Genomic DNA, 22,084 nt, shown 5'->3' with positions numbered 1-22,084 from the left:
GCCGGTCATGACAAAGGTGACAGGGTCGTTTGTCAGGTCCTGGGGAAGGGGTGTCGTGGACGAGAGGTACACGGAGCTGAGCTGCGAGGAGTTCGCCGACCGGCTCGCCGCGCGCGAGGGCGTCCCGGGCGGGGGCGGCGCGGCGGCGCTCGTCGGCGCGCTCGGGGTGGCGCTCTGCTCGATGGCGGGCTCCTTCACCGTGGGAAAGCCCCGCTACGCAGACGTGGAGGACGAGGTCCGCGCCCTCATGGACGAGGCCGAGGACGTGCGCTACCGCCTCGTCGAGCTCGTGGAGGAGGACGCCGAGGGCTTCGCGCCGCTCGCCGCCTCCTACGCCATCCCGCGCGACGACCCCGGCCGCGCCGAGGCCCTCGAGCGCGCGACGGAGGCCGCCGCGATGGCGCCGCTCGCGATGGTGGGGGAGTGCTGCCGGGCGGTGACCCTCCTCGAGCGCATGGGCGAGCGCTGCTCGCGCCTGCTCGCCTCCGACGTGGCCTGCGGCGCCCTGCTCGTGCGCGCGGCGCTCGGCGCGGCGAGCGTCAACGTCTACGTGAACACCTCCGCGCTCGCGGACCGCGCGCAGGCGGCCGCCATCGAGTCGGCCTGCGACGAGCTCGTCGAGGAGTACGTGCCGCGCGCCGAGCGGCTCGCCGAGCGCGTCCTTGCGGGCATCCGCGGGGGGTCGCGCTGATGGCGGAGCTGCTCAGGGGTGCCCCCGTCGCGCGTGCCGTCATGGAGGGGCTCGCCCCGCGCGTCGCGGCCCTGCGGGAGCGGGGCGTCACCCCCTGCCTCGCTATAGTGCGCGTGGGCGCGCGCGAGGACGACCTCGCCTACGAGCGGGCGGCCGAGAAGCGCTGCCTCGCGGCCGGCATCGCGGTGAGGAGGCTCTCCCTCGAGCCCGCCTCCCTCGACCAGGCCCGGCTCGAGGGAGAGCTCGACGCGCTCGGCGCCCGGGACGAGGTGCACGGCATCCTGCTCCTGCGCCCCCTGCCCGCGCCCCTCGACGATGCGGCCGCCGTGGCCCGCATCCCCGCCGGCAAGGACGTGGACTGCGCCGGCCCCGCGGCCCTTCTCGCCACGCTCTCCGGGCGCGGCGGGGGCTTCGCCCCCTGCACCGCCGAGTCCGCCCTGGCGATCCTGGACCACTACGGCGTGCCGCTCGACGGGGCCAACGTGACCGTCGTGGGCCGCTCGCTCGTGATCGGGCGGCCCGCCTCCGCGCTCCTGCTGGCGAGAAACGCCACGGTGACCACCTGCCACACCCACACGCGCGACCTCGCGGCTGCCTGCCGCGCGGCGGACGTGGTCGTGGTCGCGGCGGGCTCGCCCGGCGCCCTCGGGGCCGGCTGCGTCCGGCCGGGCCAGGTGGTCGTCGACGTGGGCACCAACTGGGACGCCGCGGCGGGCCGCCTCGTGGGCGACGCCGACTTCGCCGCCGTCGAGCCGATCGTCTCCGCCATCACGCCCGTGCCCGGCGGCGTGGGCGCCGTAACCACCGCGATCCTGGCCCGCCACGTGGTCGAGGCCGCAGAGAGGACCTGCCGATGAGAGTTACCGAGAAGCCCTCCTCGTCCTACAGCGGGGCGATGACCCCCGCGTCGATGGAGCTCAAGAACGAGCGCGTGGCCGAGACCAAGGCCGGCACCGACCTCGCGAGCGCCCTCGTGCTCGCCGTCATGGCCGGCGCCTTCATCTCGCTCGGCGCCACGTTCATGCTCGTCGTGAAGTCGGACGCCACGCTGCCCTTCGCCGCGACGCAGCTGCTCGGCGGCTTCTCGTTCACGCTCGGGCTCTTCCTCGTCCTGGCGGCGGGCGCCGAGCTCTTCACCGGCAACTGCCTCATGGTCATGGGCCCGCTCTCCGGGCGGTTCTCGTGGGGGAGGCTCCTCTCGAGCTGGCTCGTGGTGCTCGCGGGCAACCTCGCGGGCGCCCTGCTGGCGTCCGCCGTCATGCTCGCCGCGGGCGTGGCCTCGGCCAACGGGGGCGCCCTCGGCGAGGCCGCCGTCGCCGTCGCGGAGGGCAAGGTCGCGCTTGGCTGGGGCGTCGCCTTCGCGCGCGGCGTCCTCTGCAACATGCTCGTGTGCCTCGCCGTCTGGGTCGGCCACTCCGCCAACTCGGTCACCGACAAGTTCTTCTCGGCCCTGCTGCCGGTCATGGGGTTCATGGCGGCGGGCTTCGAGCACTGCGTGGCCAACATGTTCTTCCTGCCCTATGCGATGATGCTGCAGGCGACGGGCGTCGCCTCGGGCTCGGTCGACCTTGCGGGCGTCCTGCACAACCTGAGCGCGGCCACGCTCGGCAACCTCGTGGGCGGCGTCGTGCTGGTGGGGGCGTCCTACTGGTTCGTGTACGGGCGAGGGAGGGACCGCGCGTGAGCGAGAAGAACCGGGAGGGCTTCGGCCCCATCGACAAGCCGCGCGTGGAGGCGGCGGTCCGCGAGCTCCTGCTCGCCATCGGCGAGGACCCGGACCGCGAGGGCCTGCTCGGCACGCCCGACCGCGTGGCGCGCGCCTGCGAGGAGATCCTCGGCGGGATGCAGGAGGACCCGGGCGCGCACCTGCGCCGGCAGTTCCACGAGCCGGGCAACCAGGAGATGGTGATCGTCAAGGACATCCCGTTCTCCTCGCTCTGCGAGCACCACATCCTGCCCTTCACCGGGCGGGCGCACGTCTGCTACATCCCGCGGGACGGCCGCATAACGGGCCTCTCCAAGATCGCCCGCTGCGTCTCCGGCTACGCGCGGCGCCTCCAGGTGCAGGAGCGGCTCACCGGGCAGATCGCCGACGCCATGGTGCGCGAGCTCGACCCGCTGGGCGTCCTCGTGGTACTGGAGGCCGAGCACACGTGCATGACCATGCGCGGCGTCCGCGCGGCCGGCGCCCTCACCACCACCTCGGCGGTGCGCGGGTGCCTGCGCGACCTCAAGACCCGCCAGGAGGCCCTGCGCCTCCTCGGGCTGTAGCTCGCCTATTTGGGGACAGGCCCCTTTTAGGCAAGTTTGCATGCTTGAAAACTTGCCTAAAAGGGGCCTGTCCCCAAATAGGCGAGGGAACGAGTGACAAGGGAGACACTGTGTACCAGCTGCCGTTCAAGGTTCCGGAGATCACGTACGAGGAGGCGCTTGGCATCCTGCACGGGGCGCTGCGCTTTGGAATCGAGCCCCTCCTGGAGACCGTGGAGGACATGCTCGCCGAGCTCGGGGACCCCGACCTCGCATTCGAGTGCGTACAGATAGCCGGCACCAACGGCAAGACGTCCACGAGCCGCTACGCGGCGGCCGTCCTGGCCGGCGAGGGCCTCTCCACGGCGCTCTACACCTCGCCCGAGCTCGTGAGCTACACCGAGCGCATGGAGGTCGGCGGCGCCCCCGTCTCCGAGGGGGCCTTCGCGCACGGCGTCTCCGCCGCGCACGAGGCGGGCCGCCGCGTGAACGAGCGCCGCGCGGCGGCGGGCCTGCGCCCCTATGACGTGACGGAGTTCGACACGCTCACCGTGGCCGCGATGGTCGTCTTCGCCGAGGCGGGGGTCGACGTCGCCGTGCTCGAGTGCGGCATGGGCGGCCGCTGGGACGCCACCTCCGCCGCCAAGTCCATCCGCGCCGTGGCGGTGACCGGCATCGGGCTCGACCACATGCGCGTCCTCGGGGACACGCTCGAGAAGATCGCCGGCGAGAAGGCCGCCATCATCAAGCCCGGGCGCGCCTGCGTGCTGGGCGCGGGGACGGCGAGCCCCGCCTCGGTCGAGCGGGTCTTCCTCGACCAGGCCCGCGCCGCCGGCGTGACGCCCGTGCTCGTCCGGAGCGAGCCGGCGCCCGCCGGCACCCCGGCGGGGCTTCCCGTGGCGGAGTTCCACGTCACCAGGCAGCCGCAGCGCATCGGCGCCCCGCTCGAGCTCGACGTGACGACGCCCCGCGCGACCTACGCCGAGCTCGCGGCCCTGAAGCCCGCCTACCAGGCGCAGAACATCGCCTGCGCCGTCGCGCTCTGCGAGGGCTACCTCGGCCGCGCCCTCGACGCCGAGGCCCTCTTCGCCTCCGTCGTCCGGTGCCCCACGCCCGGGCGCTTCCAGCTCCTGCGCCCCGAGCCGCCCGTCCTCATCGACGCCTGCCACAACCCGCAGTCGGTCGAGGCGTTCCTGACCGCCATCGACGCCGTGGCGCCCGTCCCTGAGGAGCGGCCCGTCCTTCTCGCCGCGGTCCTTGCCGACAAGGACGTGGAGGGGATCGTGGCCCTCCTCGCCCGCGCGTTCCCCCGCGTGGCGGTCACGCAGACCGCGAGCCCGCGTGCGCTTGCGGCCGACGAGCTCGCCCGCGCCTTCGAGGGGATGGGGTCTGAGGTCGTGGGAGTGTATCCCACGGTTGAGGCCGCAACGTCGGCATTGTGTGGAGAATCCTACGTCGGATGCGGTTCCATCACGCTTGCGGGCGAGCTTGCGGCCCTCCTCGGATAGCTTTTGTTACAATTCAGCTGTCTGTGGCGTCGCACCGTGACGTTTTCCGATGGCAGAGATGGCAGAAGGAGTCCCCGTCATGCAAGAACTTTTCGACCAGCTCATCACGCCCGAGGTCCGCATGGTCCTCTACCTCATGGTCGTGTGCGTCGTCATGCTCTACATCCTCTCGATCGTCTACGTGATCCGCGACGCCCAGCGCCGCGGCGCGGAGCCCTGGTGGATGTGGGCGATCATCTCCGTGATCCCCATCGTGGGCCTGCTCGCCTACGTCATCCTGCGCCCGAGCTCCTACCTCATCGACCGCGAGGAGCAGGACCTCGACATCGCCCTGCGCGAGCACCAGCTCTCCCACTACGGCATCTGCCCCAAGTGCGGCGCCCCCATCGACCGCGACTTCGTGGTCTGCCCGATCTGCAACACGCAGGTGCGCAACGTCTGCCCCACCTGCCACCGCCCGCTCAACGCGGACTGGAAGGTGTGCCCGTACTGCCGCACCCGCATCCAGTAGCGGCCCGCAGGTTCTTCTCGGCACGCACGGCCCCGCCTCGGCGGGGCTTTTTTGTCCGGCGGGCATGGGCGGAGCGATACACTAAGAGCATCATGAGCTCGGGGAGAGGGGCTCGCATGGGCGCATCACGTCGTCTGGCTGCACTGCTCTTGGCGCTTGCGGCCCTTGCCTGCGCCGCTATCCCCGCGCGGTCTGTCGCCGCCCAGCTCTCTGACGATGACCGGGAGGGGATAGTCGAAGCCCTCGCGTCCGTCTATCTTGACCGTGACTCGTTCGGGCTTGGCGACGCAGACTTCGAGGCGCTTGACGTGGGTGAGTCCCTGCCGGCCTACGAGGCGCTTCCCGCAGGCCCCAAGCGCGCGGGGCTCGACTACTTCCCACTCTTCTGCGACGGCGAGCTCGTGGCGTTTGCCCTGCGCGTCGAGGGCGGCGCATTCCAGCTGGATACCGTGCTCGCCCGAGGCGTCGGCTCGCTGGGGCCCGATCGTGCCGCCCTCGTGTTCGATCGCGGCGCGTGCCGAGTGTGGGACGGCACGTCGCTTGCCACGGCCTTCGAGGCCGTCGAGACCGTCGACGGCCGGGCGGACCTCTCCGAGGGGGTGATCCCGTCCTATTTCTTGGCCGTCGAGACCGTCGAGCTTGGTCCTGCGGAGTCGCTTGGCTTCTCGCTGGCGCGTGACCTGACGGCACGGCCGTCCGGAGGGGCGGGGGAGTCGGCATCCCTCGTCAGCGACGATTCCGCGGTGCCCCCTGCTGCCGCGGGCGTCGCCGTCCTGGCGTGCCTTGCGGCCGTCGCGCTTGTGATTCGCTCCAGGGCGAGGAGGTAGCCCTCGTCTGGCGTGGCCTTCCGCCAGCCTGCCCCGAGCATGCCCCAGCGCACGGTTTCACTGGTTTTATCGCCGGTTTCGTGCATGGAGGCATGCTCGGCAGAACCGTGCGCAGAGGCATTCCCAAAGGACGCGCTGGCGAGAAGAACCCGCCCTCCGGGCCCACCGAGCATGCCCCGGCGCACATTCCGCTCGGGCATGCCTCGGCGCACGGAATCGTGCGGAATCCGGCTCAATCCGTGCATGGGGGCATGCTCGGCCCCAGCCCCCGCCCCCGGCCTGGCGCCCGGTGCGTACGCGCAGATGCTGCGAATCTGTTTCCCCGTGCATAGACGCGGCCCACTTGTGGTAAACCTATGGGCAGGCAATGACGAAAGGCGTGTCCTCGATGCAGCGCATCTTCGCACATAGCGCTCGAACGCAGACTATCTAGGCGTCTGTCCCTTCCCCGGGCCCGGCGGGCCCCGGACAGGCGCCGCATATCGCTCGACGCTGCCAGGAGGCGGCGTGCGGGCGTTTTTCATGTTCTGAGGATTCCGACACCCGACAGAGAGGTATTCCCATGAAGGTCCTGTACAACGACGGCCACATCGACGAGTGCCCCGCCGACGAGGTCACCCACGTCGTCCGCCACAGCGCCGCCCACATCATGGCGCAGGCCGTGAAGCGCCTCTACCCCGAGGCCGACTTCGCCTACGGCCCCGCCACGGACAACGGCTTCTACTACGACATCGACCTGCCCGAGGGCCAGAAGATCTCCGAGGAGGACTTCCCCGCGATCGAGGCAGAGATGAAGAAGATCGTGAAGGAGAACCTCAAGTTCACCGTCTTCGAGCTCCCGCGCGCCGAGGCCGTGGCCCTCATGGAGGAGCGGGGCGAGAAGTACAAGGTCGAGCACATCGGCGACCTGCCCGAGGACGCGCGCATCACCTTCTACCAGCAGGGCGAGTACATCGACATGTGCGTGGGCCCGCACCTCACCTACACCAAGGCGCTCAAGGCCTTCAAGCTCACGGGCGTCTCGGGCGCCTACTGGAAGGGCGACAAGAACAACAAGATGCTCACCCGCGTGAACGGCACCGCCTTTGCCACCAAGGACGAGCTCGACGAGCACCTGCGCCTGCTCGAGGAGGCCAAGAAGCGCGACCACCGCAAGATCGGCCGCGAGATGGACATCTTCATGATGCGCGACGAGGCCCCCGGCTTCCCGTTCTTCCTGCCCAACGGCATGACGCTCAAGAACGAGCTGCTCCAGTACTGGCGCGAGATCCACCGCGCCGCCGGCTACGTGGAGATCTCCACGCCCATGATCATGAGCAAGGAGCTCTGGAAGACCTCCGGCCACTGGGACCACTACAAGGACAACATGTACTCCACGATCATCGATGACGAGGAGTACTGCGTGAAGCCCATGAACTGCCCGGGCGGCGTGCTCGTCTACGCGTCCCGTCCGCACAGCTACCGGGAGCTCCCCATCCGCGCTGGCGAGATCGGCCTGGTGCACCGCCACGAGATGCGCGGCGCCCTGCACGGCCTCTTCCGCGTGCGCTGCTTCAACCAGGACGACGCCCACCTCTTCGTGCGTCCGGACCAGCTCACGGACGAGATCGTGGGCGTGGTGAACCTCATCGACTCGGTGTACGAGAAGTTCGGCTTCACCTACCACCTCGAGCTCTCCACGCGCCCCGAGGACTCCATGGGCTCCGACGAGGACTGGGAGCGCGCCGAGTCCGCCCTGCGCGTCGCCCTTGAGAAGCTCGGCAAGGACTACGTGGTCAACGAGGGCGACGGCGCCTTCTACGGCCCCAAGATCGACTTCCACCTGGAGGACTCGCTCGGCCGCACCTGGCAGTGCGGCACGGTGCAGCTGGACTTCCAGATGCCGCTTAACTTCGACCTCGAGTACACGGACGCCGACGGCTCCAAGCAGCGCCCAATCATGCTGCACCGCGTGTGCTTCGGCTCCATCGAGCGCTTCATCGGCATCCTGATCGAGCACTTCGCGGGCAAGTTCCCCACGTGGCTCGCGCCGTGCCAGGTGAAGGTCCTGCCCGTCTCCGAGAAGAGCCGCGACTACGCGCGCGCCGTCACCGAGCGCCTGGAGGCCGCCGGCATCCGCGCCGTCCTCGACGAGCGTGACGAGAAGATCGGCTACAAGATCCGCGAGGCCCGCTCCGTGGACCGCCCGCCCTACATGCTCATCCTCGGCGAGAAGGAGGTCGAGGCCGGGACCATCTCCGTCCGCGACCGCTCCAACGAGACCGTCTCCCGCTCGCTGGACGACTTCATCGCCGACGTCACCGCAGAGATCGCCGAGCGCCGCTAGGCCCCGGCACGAGCGCGGTGGGCGAGAAGAACCTCGATCTTGCGGCCCTCCAGGAGCTCTCGTCCCAGATGGGGCGGGAGCGCTGGAGGGCGCTTTCGGACGCGGCCCAGGTGGTGGCCAACTACCTTGTCTGCCACCCGCGCGTGGAGGCCGTGCGCTACCCCGGGCTCAAGTCCGACCCGGACTTCGGCCGCGCCGCGAACACGCTCGTGGGCGGCTTCGGGCCGCGCGTGGCGTACCGCGCGGCGGGGGAGTGGCGCCTCTGGGAGGCCGACGATCGCGACGCCCGCGACCAGGTGATGGAGCTGGAGGTGCTGCTCTCGTGACCGAGGAGCGTGAGCAGAGGGCCAGGAACCTATGGTGTCTCTGGGGCACGCTCATGTGTGCCATGCCCTGCACGTTAAGATCATCGGCCACCTTTCTCTTCAATGCTGCGTCATTGGTGGCCCCCCTTCAATACCAAGTAGAATTCCTCGCGATTGCCCTGTCGCTTCTCGTCTTGGTTTGGACGATCCTTGGCAGTCGTCGTCTCGACCGGTTTGTTCTAATTGTTCGCATGGCATCACCTGTAATTGCGTTTACGTGCATTCCGGTTATTGCATTATGCGAGGCTGGGTGGCTGCCCATGCGGCTAGGGGACTACTCCCTTCTTGAACGCCAGCCTCTTTTCGAGGCTCTTGGCGGCGTGGCTCTTGTGCTGTCTTTGGTCTTCTGGGCATTAAACGGTTCTCTTTTGCGAACAGGAGGGGAGTTGCCTGACGCCTCGGGCAAGAGGGGGCTCATGTTGACGCTGCTCATTTTGAGTGTGTGTTTCCCCCTAGTAATCGGCGTCGTTTCTTTACTCCTCCCAGCATGGTCTGGTCCTCTGCTTTGCGTGATGTCAGGAGTGATGTCATGGTGCGTTCTGCGACGTATCACTGACGGGAGGTTTACATCAACCGAGCTCGTAACTTGCGAGCTCGTTATAATTGGTGGTCTGTTTGCCTCCTCCGCATCCGGAAGAGTCTTCTCTGAGATATTGACGTTTCATCCGGCCAATTTTTCAGACGTGAATACTCAAACCTCTGTCCTTATTGTTGCCGTCTTTCTGGTGTTTGTAGCCTTAGTGCTTGCCCTCATTGCCGCCTATGCGTATTGGGTTGCGCAAGACGGTATGGAGTCGTTTACTTCCGATGCTGTTCCGCGCGATGATCGTCCCTCGGTTTTTTTGAGCCATCTTCCTGGCGCTGACTCGCTGAGTGCGCGTCAGCGTGATGTGATTGCTTTGCGACTCAAGGGCATGAAGGGTGCTGAGATTGCCGATAGGCTTGGCATTGCAAGGGGAACGGTAAGTACGTTTCAGAGGCGCGCATTAGATGCCCTGGGCTTTGAGAGCCTCGATCAACTGTCCTCCCGGCTGGAGGCGGCGCGTGAAGTGAACGACTCTTCTGGTCGGCCATCTCGTGGGAGGATGAGACTTAATTCGTTGCTGGAGAAGATTTTTTCTGGGTTGTTGATTTTGCTTCCGCTTACCGTGGGAGTTCCAACGCCGTACCAAGAGAGCGCCTTGCTCGTTGCGGGTGCCCTCCTCATCGTTGTCGCACTGACACAGATGACAATGGTAGGTACTGGTTTGTGGGGATCCGTGGCCGTACGGACAGGTGACAGAGGTTGCGCGTTGACCTGTATATGCGCTCAGCTTCTTGGATGCTACACATCCGTGAACTACGGCGGTTTTCCTTTGGGAATCATCAATGTTGCACTCTCCGAGCTTGGCTTAGGTGTTTCCGCCTTGCGTGAGGGTCTTGTTCTGGAGCCCAAGTTCTCCTTCGTTTTGAAGGCGTATTGGTCTCGGCTGGTAGCTAGTTTGAGTCAAGGAATGCGTACGATATGCTCTCATCGTCATGCGTTTCTGCTGCTGGTCGGATCTGGTCTCTCGTTTCGTCGAGCTGCCCTGCTTAACACAAGTCTTCAAGAGGTTTTCTTTATTGGGATTGTGCTCACGATAGGTCTTTCTATTGTTGATGCCGTCCGAATAAGTCGCGAGAGACAGCTTGATGCTAGAGAGACTCCAGTTGAAAGGAATAGAAAGACCGTTGAGGTTCTTAGTGATCTTGGTCTAACCGAGACGGAGGCGCGCGTTTTGACCCTCGCGTCTCTGGGCATGAGCAGGAGTCAGATAGCAAACCAACTCTATATTGCGCCGGGTACCGTTAATGGCGCAAAAGCAACCGCCTATCGCAAGCTCAATATACATAGCGCAAGCGAGCTTAAGGCTCTTTTGGAAAAACATGCAGGTTGAAGGGGTCAGACATTTCTCATATAGGCTGCTGACACGACGATTGCCGTCTCTCTGACTACGCTGTTGCACGTCGGGTAAGGAGGGTGGCAATGACAAGACCGAGGATTAATTCCCTGCTTGCGTTAGCCTTGGCGGTTGGCTTGGAGACCGTATGGGCGTTGCCCGCTCAAGCTGAGGGAATAAGTGATGATGTGAACATCATCCTTTCCTACGAGCAAACAGCTCATGCTATGCCAAGATCATGGTACGGATCTACCATGGTTCTATACACAACATTTGAAACCGCATCACATCATTATGACGGAAGCAGCGTAGGTATAGAGATGACTTGCGTCTCGAGCAGCTCCGGCACGTTCGGTGTTACTTTGATGCGGGTTGAGGGGTCCTCCAGCGCTTCTCTTGGCACAGCAACTTTTATGCGCAATGGCTTCACCAAGGCAACTTGGGAGGGTGTTGGATCTGGCGTCTACTACTTTGTCATGTCAAAACCACTTGATGGCGTCAGAGTAACTAGCTCGGATATTGCAATGTACAGCTGGTGAGTTTAATTGGTAAAAGATTGCAATCTTTTAATATAGGACTCTATGGAGAGGGGGCAACCAGTAAGGCCGAGCTATCGGAAATAGATGCATTTTTGAAAAGTGGCGCTAGTGCATAGATTCGGAGCCCATTATGAAGATGAAAAAGAGCCTGCGCTCCCTTTTTGCTGTCCTCGCCTTGCTTGTCGTAGCGATTTTAGTTATCTCTCCCTCGCGCATTCTTGCCGAGGAACTCGGAATGCCGGGGAGGACCGTGACGCTGTATAGGACTGACAAAAACGACGATATGACAAACGACGTTCTCGAAGCCTTTTCCGATCCGTCTGTCACCGAAGTATCGGTCATTAATCAGTGGCTGATTGATTCTGCGAACCAGACAGGGACTGAAGCCGAACCTATCATTTCTCCACGCTCTCCCTATACTCTCAAGAATCTTCGCAAAACAGGTCAGACTAGAGGGGCAAACAAGCTTGCTGAGGCTACCGGTCAGCCTGGCGTAACAGTGACAATACAGAAGACCGTGGGTGTCTCAAATAGCTATTCCTGTGCTTCAGGAGTCGATACCGGTACAATTAATGCATGTGTCGGGTTTAATGTTACAGGATCGGAATCTATTAGCATTTCGGGTTCCTATGCGATTCCATCCACTGTAAACGGGAGGACAGTCCGCCAGGGCCACCTTATCGCTTACCCCCTCTACGACAATTACTCCTACGACGTTTATATGTCTCAGTATTATTTGAGCACAGGTACCGCGAAGAAGGCGGTCGGTTATTCCTTCGTGAGGACACATGACTTCGTTTAACGATGCAGCTTACCTATGAGGGGGGTAGCTATGGCAAAGCAGCTCTTCGGTGAGATCGCGGCGGGGATGCTTGTTGTTGCATCAGTGGGCGTGCCGAAGCTCATCCTCGATCAGTGCCTATCGTTCGGCAATAACCCAGCGTTTGTAACGGCGTTAGAAATCTCCGAGGGGCTTATTCTCTCCCTGTCCGTTTGCGCTGCGATGTATTACATCGCCTGGAGAGTTCGCCGATGGTTTGAGGTACGAGAATAACACGGAAAGTGTTCTCTGACGGAGCATTCTTTTGATGCCCCGTCAGACCGCGTGGTTGAGGAGAGTTGACGGCAAAGGTGGCAGGGTCGGCTGTCATAAAACTTTTATGACAGCCGACCCTGCCACCTTTGCCGTCACTGTGCCTACAGGACCGTGACCTCGGCCTCCTCGCAGTACTTCCTGAAGTGCTCGGTGAGGTTGCCGTCGGAGACGACGTAGTCCACGTCCGCGAGGTCGCAGATCTTGAACGTGCTCCGCTGCCCGAGCTTGGAGGAGTCCATGAGCACGGCCGTGCGCTCGGCGTGGGCGATGAGCGCGCGCTTGAGCGCCGCCTCGTCGTCCGAGCCGCAGGCGAAGCCCGTCGCGGACTGGAAGGACGTCACCCCGAGGAACAGCAGGTCGAAGTTGAGCGATCCGATCTCCTCGATGCTCTTGGAGCCGTTGAGGCTCATGCTGTAGCGGTTGAGGCTCCCGCCGATCATGATGGTGCGGACGCGCTCGTAGCGCGCGAGCTCGGCCGCGCAGGTGAGGCTGTTGGTGAACGCGAGCGTGCGCACGTCGTCGAGCTCGCGGGCGAGCGCCGTCGTGGTGGAGCCGGAGTCGAGAAAGATCGTGCTGTCCGGCCGGACTAGCCCCTTGGCCTTGCGCGCGATGACGGCCTTCTCCTCGACGTTTCTCGTGGTGCGGTTGAGCAGGAGGTCGTCGGTCCCCACCACGTACTCCACCGAGCGCGCGCCGCCGTGGGTGCGCACGATGAGGCGCGCCTCGTCGAGCGCCTTGAGGTCGGTGCGCAGCGTCATCTCGGAGACGTCGGGAAACGCCTTCTTGAGCTGCCCGAAGGTCACGCTGCCCTCGGAGTTGACAAAGAGCACGATCCCGTCGCGCCGCTCCCTCATCGATGAGCTCATGGCTGGACTCGCTTTCGCCGCGTGGACTTGCCTTACAGAGATGGTAGCGCGAATGGGGCGGCTCGCGGCGATTGGATGGTGCGCGCCGCCCCGGAACGTGCGGCCTGGGGCGGCGCGGGCGCGGCGGCTAGTTCTCGGCCCAGTGCTCGAGCAGGTAGCGCTCGGCCGCGGGGCACCAGAGGCCGCGGTTGGCCTCCACGATGTCGGCGAGGCCCTCGAAGCGCCCGTCCTTCTCGGCCGCGGCGCGCAGGTCCTCGAGCGCCGTCAGGGGCATGCTCACGTGCGTGTAGATGAGCTTCTTGCCGCCCGGGATCTTGGGCAGGCCGAGCGTGGTCTCGGCGGCGGAGTCAAGGCCGCCCACGTGGGTCACCATGACGGAGGGGTCCACGCGCCCCGCGGCGGTGAGCTCGAGGGACTCCACCATGTCCGCGGTGTTGCCGCCGGTGGTGCCCATCACGTGGTGGCTTCCGTAGTGGACCTCGTAGAAGTTGATGGGCGCGCTGAACTCCTTGTCGGTGGGGCCGGCGAAGAAGTTGAGGCAGCCGTCGCGGCCCATGATGGCGGAGGACAGCGTCACCACCGGCGCCACGGGCGCGTAGCAGAGCACGTCGTCGAAGCCCGTGCCGCCCGAGACCTCGCGCAGCGCCGCCACCTGGTCCTCGCAGGCCCCGTTGTTGATGAAGACGAGGTCGACGCCGCACTCCGCCTTGACCTCCGCGGGGTCGAAGAGCTCCGTCGCGCGGTCGAGGCGGTCCTGGTTGATGTCGGCCACGCACACGAGCGCGGGGCGACGGTCGCAGTGGAGGGCATAGGTGAGCGCGCCGAGGCCCATGGGGCCCGCGCCCGCCACGATGGCGAGCTTGCCGCCCTCGCGGATGCCCATCTCGTGCGTGTAGACGCCCATCTGCGTGTGGTACGCGGCATGGAACGCGCCGATGGAGCAGCTCATCGGCTCGGCAAGGGATGCCTGGTAGTAGGCCTCGCCCGTGTACTCGAGGAGGCAGTCGCACTCCATGACCTCGGCGGGCAGGATGCAGTAGGTGGCGTCGCCGCCGCAGAACTCGTAGGAGTAGCCGGGGCTCCACATGGTGCCCTTGTAGTTGAGGGCGGGCTGGATCGTGAACTTCATGCCGGGCCTGAAGCGGTCGGCCCACCTGGCGCCCACCTCCACGATGTCGCCCGCGAACTCGTGGCCCATGATCGCGGGATGCTCGGCCACGTCCTCGTGGACGCGCTTGTGCTCGACGCCCAGGGTGGCGCACTTGTAGGTGGACATGCAGATGCTGTCGGAGACCACCTTGACGAGCACCTCGTCGTCCTTGATCCGGGGGAGCTCGAACTCGTCCACGCGCAGGTCGTTCGCCGCGTGGAGACGCACTGCCTTAGCCTTCATGATGCAACCTTTCTCTCGTGACATTGGTGTCAGGGTCATCTGTCAGGTTTTGGTGACGGGGTCGTCCGTCAGGTTCTCGGCGCCCTAGAGCGCCTCGATGGAGACCTTGCCCAGGAGCGAGTCGACGAGCTCGCGCTCGGCCGCCTGGGTGCCGGACTGCATGACGTTGGCCGCGCCCGTGGCCATCGCCAGGCGGGCGGCGTCCTCGGGGCCCATGCCGCGCTCCTCCGCGTAGGCGAGCGCCGCGACCACGGAGTCCCCGGCGCCCACGGTCGAGCCCACCGGGACCCGGGGCGAGCGGGCGAGAAGGACGCGCTCGCCGTCGGCGACGACGGCGCCGGCCCCGCCCATCGAGACCACGACGCGCCCCACGCCGGCCTCGACGAGCGCGCGGGCCTCGGCGGCTATCTCCGCCACCTCCCCGAGCGCGCGCCCGCAGATCCGGGAGAGCTCGGCGTCGTTGGGCTTGGCGAGGTAGGGGCGCGCCTCGAGCCCCTTGGAGAGGGCGGCGCCGTCGGCGTCGAGGAAGACCTTCGCGCCGGCCCCGGAGCATGCCCGCGCCCAGGCGCCGTAGGTCCCCACCGGGGCGCCCTTGGGCAGGCTCCCCGAGAGCACCACGACGTCGTCCTTCTCGACGGCCTGCGCGAGCTCCCCAAGCATCGCGTCGAGCTGGGCGACCGTCGCCTCGGGGCCGGGCTCGTTGATGTCGGTGTGGGTGTCGAGCTCGGGGTCCACGACCTTGAGGTTGGTGCGGGTCTCTCCCGCGGCCTCGAAGGCCCAGACGTCGATGCCCTCGCCCTCGAGCGCGGACGCGATCTTGTCTCCGACCGAGCCGCCGAGAAGCGCGAGCGCGCGGCTCCTCCCGCCGAGCTTGGCGATGACCTTGGAGACGTTGATGCCCTTTCCGCCCGGGTCCTCCCGCAGCCCCGTGATGCGGTTCACCGCGTCCACGGAGAATCTCGGGACCGTGGCGGTCTTGTCGAGCGCCGGGTTGAGCGTGACGGTGTAGATCATGCGCCTCTCCTCTCCTGTTTTGTTGTATTGATTGTTAGAACTGTCGAAACAAAAGTCATTAGCTAGCATAGGACGGGCGACATTGTTGTCAATACAAAAGCAGAAATTTTGAAATAACAGCCGTTTATCGGCAGATTCCTACCATTAAGCGGCTCTAAGGCCAATCTCGGCATACTATCGAAATGAAAGTCTAGAATTTGAGTCGTTGAAACAAAAGTCACGGGCGCACGCCCACCCTGTTCAACGCGTCGGCCCGTTGCGACGGGCCTCAAGGAAGGAGGGACCGATGTCAGTACGCGAGGGTCTCTCTCGGTTCGGCAAGTTCCTCAGCGGCATGGTCATGCCCAACATCGGTGCGTTCATCGCCTGGGGCTTTCTGACGGCACTGTTCATCGAGACCGGCTGGCTGCCCAACGAGGGGTTCGCCAGCATCGCCGGCCCCATGCTCAGCTACCTCATCCCCGTGCTTATCGCCGCCCAGGGCGGGTATCTCACCGGCGGCGACCGCGGCCGCATCGCGGGCGCCATCGCGGTCATCGGCTGCATCACGGGCGCGCCGGACACCACGATGCTCATGGGCGCCATGGTCATGGGCCCGTTCGCCGGCTGGGTCATCAAGATGTTCGACACGTTCATGGAGGGGCGGACGCCGGCGGGCTTCGAGATGCTCGTCGACAACTTCTCCGTGGGCCTGATCGGCATGTTCCTCTCCATGCTCGGCTACATCGCCATCGGCCCGATCATGACCGCGATTCTGGCGGTCCTCATGGGCGGCGTGCAGATCCTCATGCAGTACGGCCTCATGCCGCTTCTGGCCATCTTCATCGAGCCCGCCAAGGTGCTCTTCCTCAACAACGCGATCAACCACGGCATCTTCACGCCCATCGGCATCGCGCAGGCCGAGGCGACCGGCCGCTCGATCATGTACATGCTCGAGGCCAACCCCGGCCCCGGCCTGGGAGTCCTTCTCGCGTACTGCCTCTTCTGCAGGGACGCAAAGACCCGCCAGTCCGCCCCGGGCGCGGTGATCATCCACTTCTTCGGCGGCATCCACGAGATCTACTTCCCGTACGTGCTCATGAACCCCAAGGTCATCATCGCCCCCATCGTGGGCAACATGTGCGCCATCGCGTGGTTCAGCTTCACCGGCGCGGGCCTCACCTCGGCGGCCTCCCCGGGGTCGATCATCGCGTTCCTCTCGATGACCCCCTCGGACCTCATGCTCACCAACATCATCGGCGTGATCATCGCGGCCGGCGTCTCCTTCGCCATCGCGACGCCGCTCGTGCGCTCCATGGCCGTGGCCGACCTCGACCAGGCGAGCCAGCAGATGCGCGACATGAAGGGCTCCGCGGAGGCCGCCGTCATCTCCGACACGCAGGGAGGCAAGATCGTCTTCGCCTGCGACGCCGGCATGGGCTCCTCCGCCATGGGCGCGACGCGCTTCCGCAACCGCGTCAAGGCCGAGCGCCCCGACCTCACGGTCGAGCACTCGAGCGTGGACAGCGTGCCCGCGGACGCGAGCATCGTGGTCTGCCAGCGCGTCCTTTCCGAGCGCGCCCGCAAGAGCGCCCCGCAGGCGCAGATCGTGACCATCGACAACTTCCTCGACGACCCGGCGCTCGACGCGCTCTACAAGGCGCTCACCCAGATCGGCCACGCCGCCGAGCTCATCGAGCCCGCGCCCGCCCCGGCCCCGGCGCCCGCCGAGGAGGAGCGCCCGAGCCTCGCCATCGAGCGGGCCGACGTGCGCCTGGGCGTGCCCGCGGTTGGTCGCGAGCAGTGCATCCGCGACTCCGGCGCCCTGCTCGTCCAGCGCGGCTGCGTGAGCGAGCCCTACGTGGACGCCATGGTCGAGCGCGACCGCCTCACGAGCGTCTACATTGGCATGGGCATCGCCATCCCGCACGGGACCAACGAGGCCAAGGAGTCCGTCAGAAGGACCGGCGTGGTGCTGCAGCAGTACCCGGAGGGCGTGGACTTCGACGGGGAGAAGGCGTATCTGGTCTTTGGCATCGCCGGCAAGGGCGAGGAGCACCTCGAGGTGCTCGCCAACATCTGCCGCATCCTCGAGGACGAGTCCGTCCTGGAGAGGATGAAGACCACAGACGACGTCGACTGGGTCGTGGACGTGCTCTCCGGCCGCAGGTAGGGGCCCGCGCACGGGGGAGGGGCGCGGCGGGGCCGGCACGTGACGCAGGGTCTCGCCGCGCCCGTGATATACTCGTTTGGAACATTCTGAGTGACCACGAGTTTCGAGCAGCGGTATTCTTTGTCTTCTGTACGATCGCGCGGGTTACTGGAAGCCCGTGCGGTCCGATGGAATAGGAGGAACGCATGGCAGACAACGTTACGACCACGATTGACAGCGTCGAGGCGCTGCAAGCCCGCATCAAGGAGATGCGCGCCGCGCAGGCCGAGTTCGCGAAGTTCACCCAGGAGCAGGTGGACAAGATCTTCTACGCCGCCGCCATGGCCGCGAACAAGGCCCGCATCCCGCTGGCCAAGATGGCCGTCGAGGAGACCGGCTACGGCATCATGGAGGACAAGGTCATCAAGAACCACTACGCCTCCGAGTACATCTACAACAAGTACAAGGACATGAAGACCTGCGACGTCATCTCCGACGACAAGGCCTTCGGCTACAAGCAGATCGCCGAGCCCATCGGCCTGGTGGCCGCCGTCATCCCGACGACCAACCCCACCTCCACCGCCATCTTCAAGACGCTCATCTGCCTGAAGACGCGCAACGCCATCCTCATCTCGCCGCACCCGCGCGCCAAGGCCTGCACCGCCGAGGCCGCCCGCATCGTGCGCGACGCCGCCGAGGCCGCCGGCTGCCCCAAGGGCATCATCGACTGGATCGACGTGCCGTCCCTCGACATGACGAGCGAGCTCATGCGCTCCGCCGACATCATCCTGGCCACCGGCGGCCCGGGCATGGTCAACGCCGCGTACTCCTCCGGCAAGCCCGCCCTCGGCGTCGGCCCCGGCAACAACCCCGCCATCATCGACGACTCCGCCGACGTCGAGCTCTCCGTGAACTCGATCATCCACTCCAAGACCTTCGACAACGGCATGATCTGCGCCACCGAGCAGAACGTGATCGTCCTCGACGGCATCTACGACGCCGTGAAGGCCGAGTTCCAGAAGCGCGGCTGCTACTTCCTGCAGGGCGACGAGATCGCCAAGGTCGGCAACACCGTCATCGTCAACGGCGGCGTCAACGCCAAGATGGTCGGCCAGCCCGCCCCGAAGATCGCCGCGGCCGCGGGCGTGACCGTCCCCGAGAGCACCAAGGTCCTCATCGGCGAGGTCGAGTCCGTCGAGCCCTCCGAGCCCTGGGCCCACGAGAAGCTGACCACCATCCTCGGCATGTACCGCGCCTCCGACTGGGAGGACGCGCTCTCCAAGGCCGAGCGCCTCATCGCCGACGGCGGCTACGGCCACACGAGCTCGCTGTTCATCGACACGCGCGAGACCGAGAAGATGGCCGAGCACGCCAAGCGCATGAAGACCTGCCGCATCCTCATCAACACCCCGGCTGCCCAGGGCGGCATCGGCGACATCTACAACTTCAAGATGGCCCCGTCTCTGACGCTCGGCTGCGGCTCCTGGGGCGGCAACTCCGTCTCCGGCAACGTTGGCCCCCAGCACCTGCTGAACATCAAGTCCGTCGCAGAGAGGCGTGAGAACATGCTGTGGTTCCGTGTCCCCGAGAAGGTCTTCTTCAAGAAGGGCTGCATGCCCGTGGCCCTGCGCGAGCTCTCCGAGGTCTACGGCAAGAAGCGCGCCTTCATCGTCACCGACTCCTTCCTCTACAAGAGCGGCTTCACCAAGAAGATCGAGGAGTCCCTGGACGAGCAGGGCATCGTCTACTCCAGCTTCTGGTCCATCTCGCCCGACCCGAAGCTCCAGGACTGCGAGCGCGGCCTCGAGCAGGTCAAGGCCTTCGAGCCCGACTGCATCATCGCCATCGGCGGCGGCTCGGCCATGGACGCCGGCAAGATCATGTGGATGATGTACGAGCACCCCGAGGCCAAGTTCGAGGACATGGCCATGGACTTCATGGACATCCGCAAGCGCATCTACACCTTCCCCGAGATGGGTCAGAAGGCCTTCTTCGTGGCCATCCCCACCTCCTCGGGCACGGGCTCCGAGGTGACGCCGTTCTCGATCATCACCGACGCCACCACCGGCACCAAGTGGCCGATCGCCGACTACCAGCTCCTGCCCAACATGGCCATCGTCGACACCGACAACATGATGACCCAGCCCAAGGGCCTCACCGCCGCCTCCGGCGTCGACGTGCTCACGCACGCCCTCGAGGCCTACGTCTCCATCATGGCGTCCGACTACACCGACGGCCTCGCGCTGCGCGCGATGAAGCTCGTGCTCAACTACCTCGAGCGCGCCTATGACGACGGCACCGACGTCGAGGCCCGCGACCACATGGCCAACGCGTCCTGCCTCGCCGGCATGGCCTTCGCCAACGCCTTCCTCGGCGTCAACCACTCCATGGCCCACAAGCTCGGCGCCTACCACCACATCGCCCACGGCCTGGCCAACGCGGTCATCCTGACCCGCGTCATGCGCTACAACGCCGCCGAGCGCCCGGTGAAGATGGGCACCTTCCCGCAGTACGACCACCCCAAGACCCTCGCGCGCTACGCCGAGGCCGGTCGCTTCTGCGGCATCCAGGGCAAGGACGACAAGGAGGTCTTCGAGAACTTCATCGCCCGCATCGAGGAGCTCAAGGCCCACGTGGGCGTCCCGACGACCATCGCCGGCTTCGGCGTCACCGAGGAGGACTTCCTCGCCACGATCGACGAGATGTCCGAGAACGCCTTCAACGACCAGTGCACCGGCGCCAACCCGCGCTACCCGCTCGTGTCTGAGATCAAGGAGCTCTACCTCGACGCCTTCTACGGCCGCGAGCCCAGCTCCTACGAGGACTAGTCCGCATCGGTTGTTCACTCGTTGCCTAAGGAGGCAGCAATGGAACTTTCTGACAGCAAGCAGGTCATCGTCGAGCGCCACAACAAGGCCGTCTACCTTGATGGCGACCGCATCGTCAAGGTGTTCAAGGCCGAGAAGCCGGCCTCCGACATCTTCAACGAGGCGCTGAACATCGCCCGCGCCATCGAGGCCGGCGTGCGCGTTCCCAAGATCCTCGAGGTCTCCCAGGTCGCCGACGGCGCCTGGGCCCTGGCCACCGAGTACGTCGAGGGCGTGACCATGCGCTCGCTCATGGACGCGGCCGAGGGCACCGACGAGTACGACAAGCTCCTCGAGCAGTTCGTGGACTTCCAGATCGAGATCCAGAGCACGCCCGCGCCCGAGCTCATGAAGGACCAGAAGACCAAGATCGCCGGCATGGTGGGCAAGGCCCCCGGCCTCGACCCGTCCGTGCGCTACGACCTCCAGATGCGCGCCGACCGCATGGCCCCCGGCCGCGCCATCTGCCACTGCGACTTCAACCCCTCGAACGTCATCGTGACCGAGGACGGCACGCTCTACGCCTGCGACTGGACGCACGTCACCCGCGGCCTGCCCGAGGCCGACGCGGCGATGACCTACATCCTCTTCAAGATGTATCACGCCGGCCACGCCGAGAAGTACCTCGACGTCTACTCCAAGAAGGCCGACGTCGCCAAGCAGAAGGTGCACTACTGGGTGCCCGTCATGGCCGCCGCCGAGCTCTCCCGCGGCCGCAAGGACGCCGAGGAGTTCCTCCGCAGCCAGGTCGACGCCGCGCTCGACATCGACTAGCGGCCCGTCCCACGCACCGCTTCGGGCCCGTCAGCTCAGGCTGGCGGGCCCTTCTCTGTGGCAACCCCCCGATGGTGGCGAAGGCGGCCACAAGACTGCCCGGCCCTCTCCGGGTCGGGCGCCGTGCGACGCCCGCCGCTTCCGGGACCGTCACAAATCGGGCGGTCCGCATCGACGCGCCCCGCCGGCTTGGGCTAAGCTGAGATGCGGAATGCAGCGCGAAAGGAGTCCCATGCGGAACAAGCGGCTCGTCCTGGCAGGCGTCGCCCTCGCCGCCCTCGTGGTGGCCGGGGTCTGCGTCGCCGCGTCGCTGGGCGCCTTCAAGTCGGACGAGGAGCGCGCCCGGGACGCGGTCGCCGAGCTCATGGCGTCCTATGTCGTGCCGGCCCCGAACGAGGAGGGCGAGGAGCCCGAGGACGCCGCCTGGCCGGCGGACGACTATGGCGACGCGGCCACGATGGAGGCCCTCGGCCGCTTTGGCGTCGACGCGGATGAGTGGCGCCGCCACTGCCTGGGGAACCTGACGTATGAGGTGGGGGAGGCCCAGGCGGATTCCGCTGCCGGTACGGCGACGGTCGGCGTGACGCTCACCAACGCGAGCCTCTCGTCCGCCGTCCAGGCGGCGGGCTCGGACTTCTCAGCCTTCTCGCAGACCGCCGACGCCGAGTCGGCATATGCGCAGGGCGGCCGCGCGGCGCTCTTCTCGCACCTCGTTGACAGCGTCTACGCGCACCTCGACGCCAACGAGAGCCCCGTCACGACCACGGTGCAGGTGAGCTGCTCGAGAGACGAAGAGGGCGCATGGACCCCGCAGGTCGCCGGCGACGCCGCCTTTTTCTCCGCCCTCTACGGCGGCTCGGACGTCCTCTCCGGGCTCGCAGCGCAGCAGTCCTGACGATTGTCGGTGATTTTTGAAGAGGCGGGCGAGTAGCCGCACAAGCGCCCCGCTCTCTAGCTGGGGCTCCTTAACCCCCGAAACGAGCGCTACGGAGCCGGTCGGGCAAAAA

20 protein-coding genes are annotated in these 22,084 nt (G+C 65.9%); 17 read left to right on the top strand and 3 right to left on the bottom strand.

Features of this window, described 5'->3' with window-relative positions:
* Positions 1-55: 55 nt before the first annotated feature.
* From H6A23_RS04565 to H6A23_RS04505, 13 genes are all read left to right on the top strand, one after another.
* Positions 56-691 (top strand): cyclodeaminase/cyclohydrolase family protein, encoded by a 636-nt coding sequence (locus H6A23_RS04565; protein WP_353653012.1) that lies wholly within the window; start codon positions 56-58, stop codon positions 689-691.
* Positions 691-1,548, top strand: coding sequence for a bifunctional 5,10-methylenetetrahydrofolate dehydrogenase/5,10-methenyltetrahydrofolate cyclohydrolase (locus H6A23_RS04560; RefSeq protein ID WP_204831017.1), 858 nt, complete (start codon positions 691-693; stop codon positions 1,546-1,548). The genes H6A23_RS04565 and H6A23_RS04560 overlap by 1 nt, the downstream gene beginning before the upstream one ends.
* Positions 1,545-2,375: a formate/nitrite transporter family protein gene (locus tag H6A23_RS04555; protein ID WP_204831016.1), complete on the top strand. Its 831-nt coding sequence runs from the start codon at positions 1,545-1,547 to the stop codon at positions 2,373-2,375. Before H6A23_RS04560 ends, H6A23_RS04555 begins: the two co-directional genes overlap by 4 nt.
* Positions 2,372-2,962 carry a GTP cyclohydrolase I FolE gene (gene folE, locus H6A23_RS04550; protein ID WP_204831015.1) on the top strand — a complete coding sequence of 197 codons (591 nt, stop codon included), beginning with the start codon at positions 2,372-2,374 and terminating at the stop codon, positions 2,960-2,962. The genes H6A23_RS04555 and folE overlap by 4 nt, the downstream gene beginning before the upstream one ends.
* Before the next feature lie 110 nt (positions 2,963-3,072).
* A complete protein-coding gene (locus H6A23_RS04545; protein WP_204831014.1) occupies positions 3,073-4,449 on the top strand; it encodes a bifunctional folylpolyglutamate synthase/dihydrofolate synthase in 1,377 nt (458 codons plus the stop codon).
* Positions 4,450-4,528: 79 nt separating this feature from the next.
* Positions 4,529-4,960: a zinc ribbon domain-containing protein gene (locus H6A23_RS04540; protein WP_075280274.1), complete on the top strand. Its 432-nt coding sequence runs from the start codon at positions 4,529-4,531 to the stop codon at positions 4,958-4,960.
* A 116-nt stretch (positions 4,961-5,076) separates the two neighbouring features.
* Positions 5,077-5,787, top strand: a complete 711-nt coding sequence (locus H6A23_RS04535) for a hypothetical protein (RefSeq protein WP_204831013.1) — start codon at positions 5,077-5,079, stop codon at positions 5,785-5,787.
* A 562-nt stretch (positions 5,788-6,349) separates the two neighbouring features.
* A complete protein-coding gene (gene thrS / locus H6A23_RS04530) occupies positions 6,350-8,113 on the top strand; it encodes a threonine--tRNA ligase (protein WP_204831012.1) in 1,764 nt (587 codons plus the stop codon).
* 17 nt (positions 8,114-8,130) lie between these two features.
* The gene (locus tag H6A23_RS04525; RefSeq protein ID WP_204831011.1) at positions 8,131-8,439 is read left to right on the top strand and encodes a PLP-dependent transferase; all 309 of its coding nucleotides are present in this window, start codon (positions 8,131-8,133) and stop codon (positions 8,437-8,439) included.
* A gap of 53 nt (positions 8,440-8,492) precedes the next feature.
* Positions 8,493-10,394: a helix-turn-helix domain-containing protein gene (locus H6A23_RS04520; RefSeq protein WP_204831010.1), complete on the top strand. Its 1,902-nt coding sequence runs from the start codon at positions 8,493-8,495 to the stop codon at positions 10,392-10,394.
* An 89-nt stretch (positions 10,395-10,483) separates the two neighbouring features.
* Positions 10,484-10,936: a hypothetical protein gene (locus tag H6A23_RS04515; RefSeq protein WP_204831009.1), complete on the top strand. Its 453-nt coding sequence runs from the start codon at positions 10,484-10,486 to the stop codon at positions 10,934-10,936.
* A gap of 130 nt (positions 10,937-11,066) precedes the next feature.
* Positions 11,067-11,738 carry a hypothetical protein gene (locus H6A23_RS04510; RefSeq protein WP_204831008.1) on the top strand — a complete coding sequence of 224 codons (672 nt, stop codon included), beginning with the start codon at positions 11,067-11,069 and terminating at the stop codon, positions 11,736-11,738.
* Positions 11,739-11,768: 30 nt separating this feature from the next.
* The gene (locus tag H6A23_RS04505; RefSeq protein ID WP_204831007.1) at positions 11,769-11,990 is read left to right on the top strand and encodes a hypothetical protein; all 222 of its coding nucleotides are present in this window, start codon (positions 11,769-11,771) and stop codon (positions 11,988-11,990) included.
* A gap of 143 nt (positions 11,991-12,133) precedes the next feature.
* Here H6A23_RS04505 and H6A23_RS04500 read toward each other — a convergent pair whose 3' ends face one another.
* From H6A23_RS04500 to pfkB, 3 genes are all read right to left on the bottom strand, one after another.
* The gene (locus tag H6A23_RS04500) at positions 12,134-12,898 is read right to left on the bottom strand and encodes a DeoR/GlpR family DNA-binding transcription regulator (protein WP_204831006.1); all 765 of its coding nucleotides are present in this window, start codon (positions 12,896-12,898) and stop codon (positions 12,134-12,136) included.
* 127 nt (positions 12,899-13,025) lie between these two features.
* Positions 13,026-14,291: a zinc-binding dehydrogenase gene (locus tag H6A23_RS04495; RefSeq protein WP_204831005.1), complete on the bottom strand. Its 1,266-nt coding sequence runs from the start codon at positions 14,289-14,291 to the stop codon at positions 13,026-13,028.
* A gap of 84 nt (positions 14,292-14,375) precedes the next feature.
* Positions 14,376-15,305 carry a 1-phosphofructokinase gene (gene pfkB / locus H6A23_RS04490; RefSeq protein WP_204831004.1) on the bottom strand — a complete coding sequence of 310 codons (930 nt, stop codon included), beginning with the start codon at positions 15,303-15,305 and terminating at the stop codon, positions 14,376-14,378.
* Positions 15,306-15,591: 286 nt separating this feature from the next.
* Between pfkB and H6A23_RS04485 the strand changes: the two genes are divergently transcribed.
* From H6A23_RS04485 to H6A23_RS04470, 4 genes are all read left to right on the top strand, one after another.
* Positions 15,592-17,457: a PTS mannitol transporter subunit IICBA gene (locus H6A23_RS04485; protein ID WP_204831003.1), complete on the top strand. Its 1,866-nt coding sequence runs from the start codon at positions 15,592-15,594 to the stop codon at positions 17,455-17,457.
* A 185-nt stretch (positions 17,458-17,642) separates the two neighbouring features.
* The gene (gene adhE / locus H6A23_RS04480) at positions 17,643-20,264 is read left to right on the top strand and encodes a bifunctional acetaldehyde-CoA/alcohol dehydrogenase (protein ID WP_204831002.1); all 2,622 of its coding nucleotides are present in this window, start codon (positions 17,643-17,645) and stop codon (positions 20,262-20,264) included.
* Positions 20,265-20,303: 39 nt separating this feature from the next.
* The gene (locus H6A23_RS04475; protein ID WP_204831001.1) at positions 20,304-21,077 is read left to right on the top strand and encodes a phosphotransferase family protein; all 774 of its coding nucleotides are present in this window, start codon (positions 20,304-20,306) and stop codon (positions 21,075-21,077) included.
* Positions 21,078-21,309: 232 nt separating this feature from the next.
* Complete coding sequence (locus H6A23_RS04470; RefSeq protein ID WP_204831000.1) at positions 21,310-21,972, top strand: hypothetical protein; 663 nt, start codon at positions 21,310-21,312, stop codon at positions 21,970-21,972.
* Positions 21,973-22,084: the final 112 nt, after the last annotated feature.

The organism is Olsenella uli (assembly GCF_016900775.1).
Classification (GTDB): domain Bacteria; phylum Actinomycetota; class Coriobacteriia; order Coriobacteriales; family Atopobiaceae; genus Thermophilibacter; species Thermophilibacter uli_A.
This window is presented reverse-complemented; position numbering and strand designations above follow the sequence as displayed.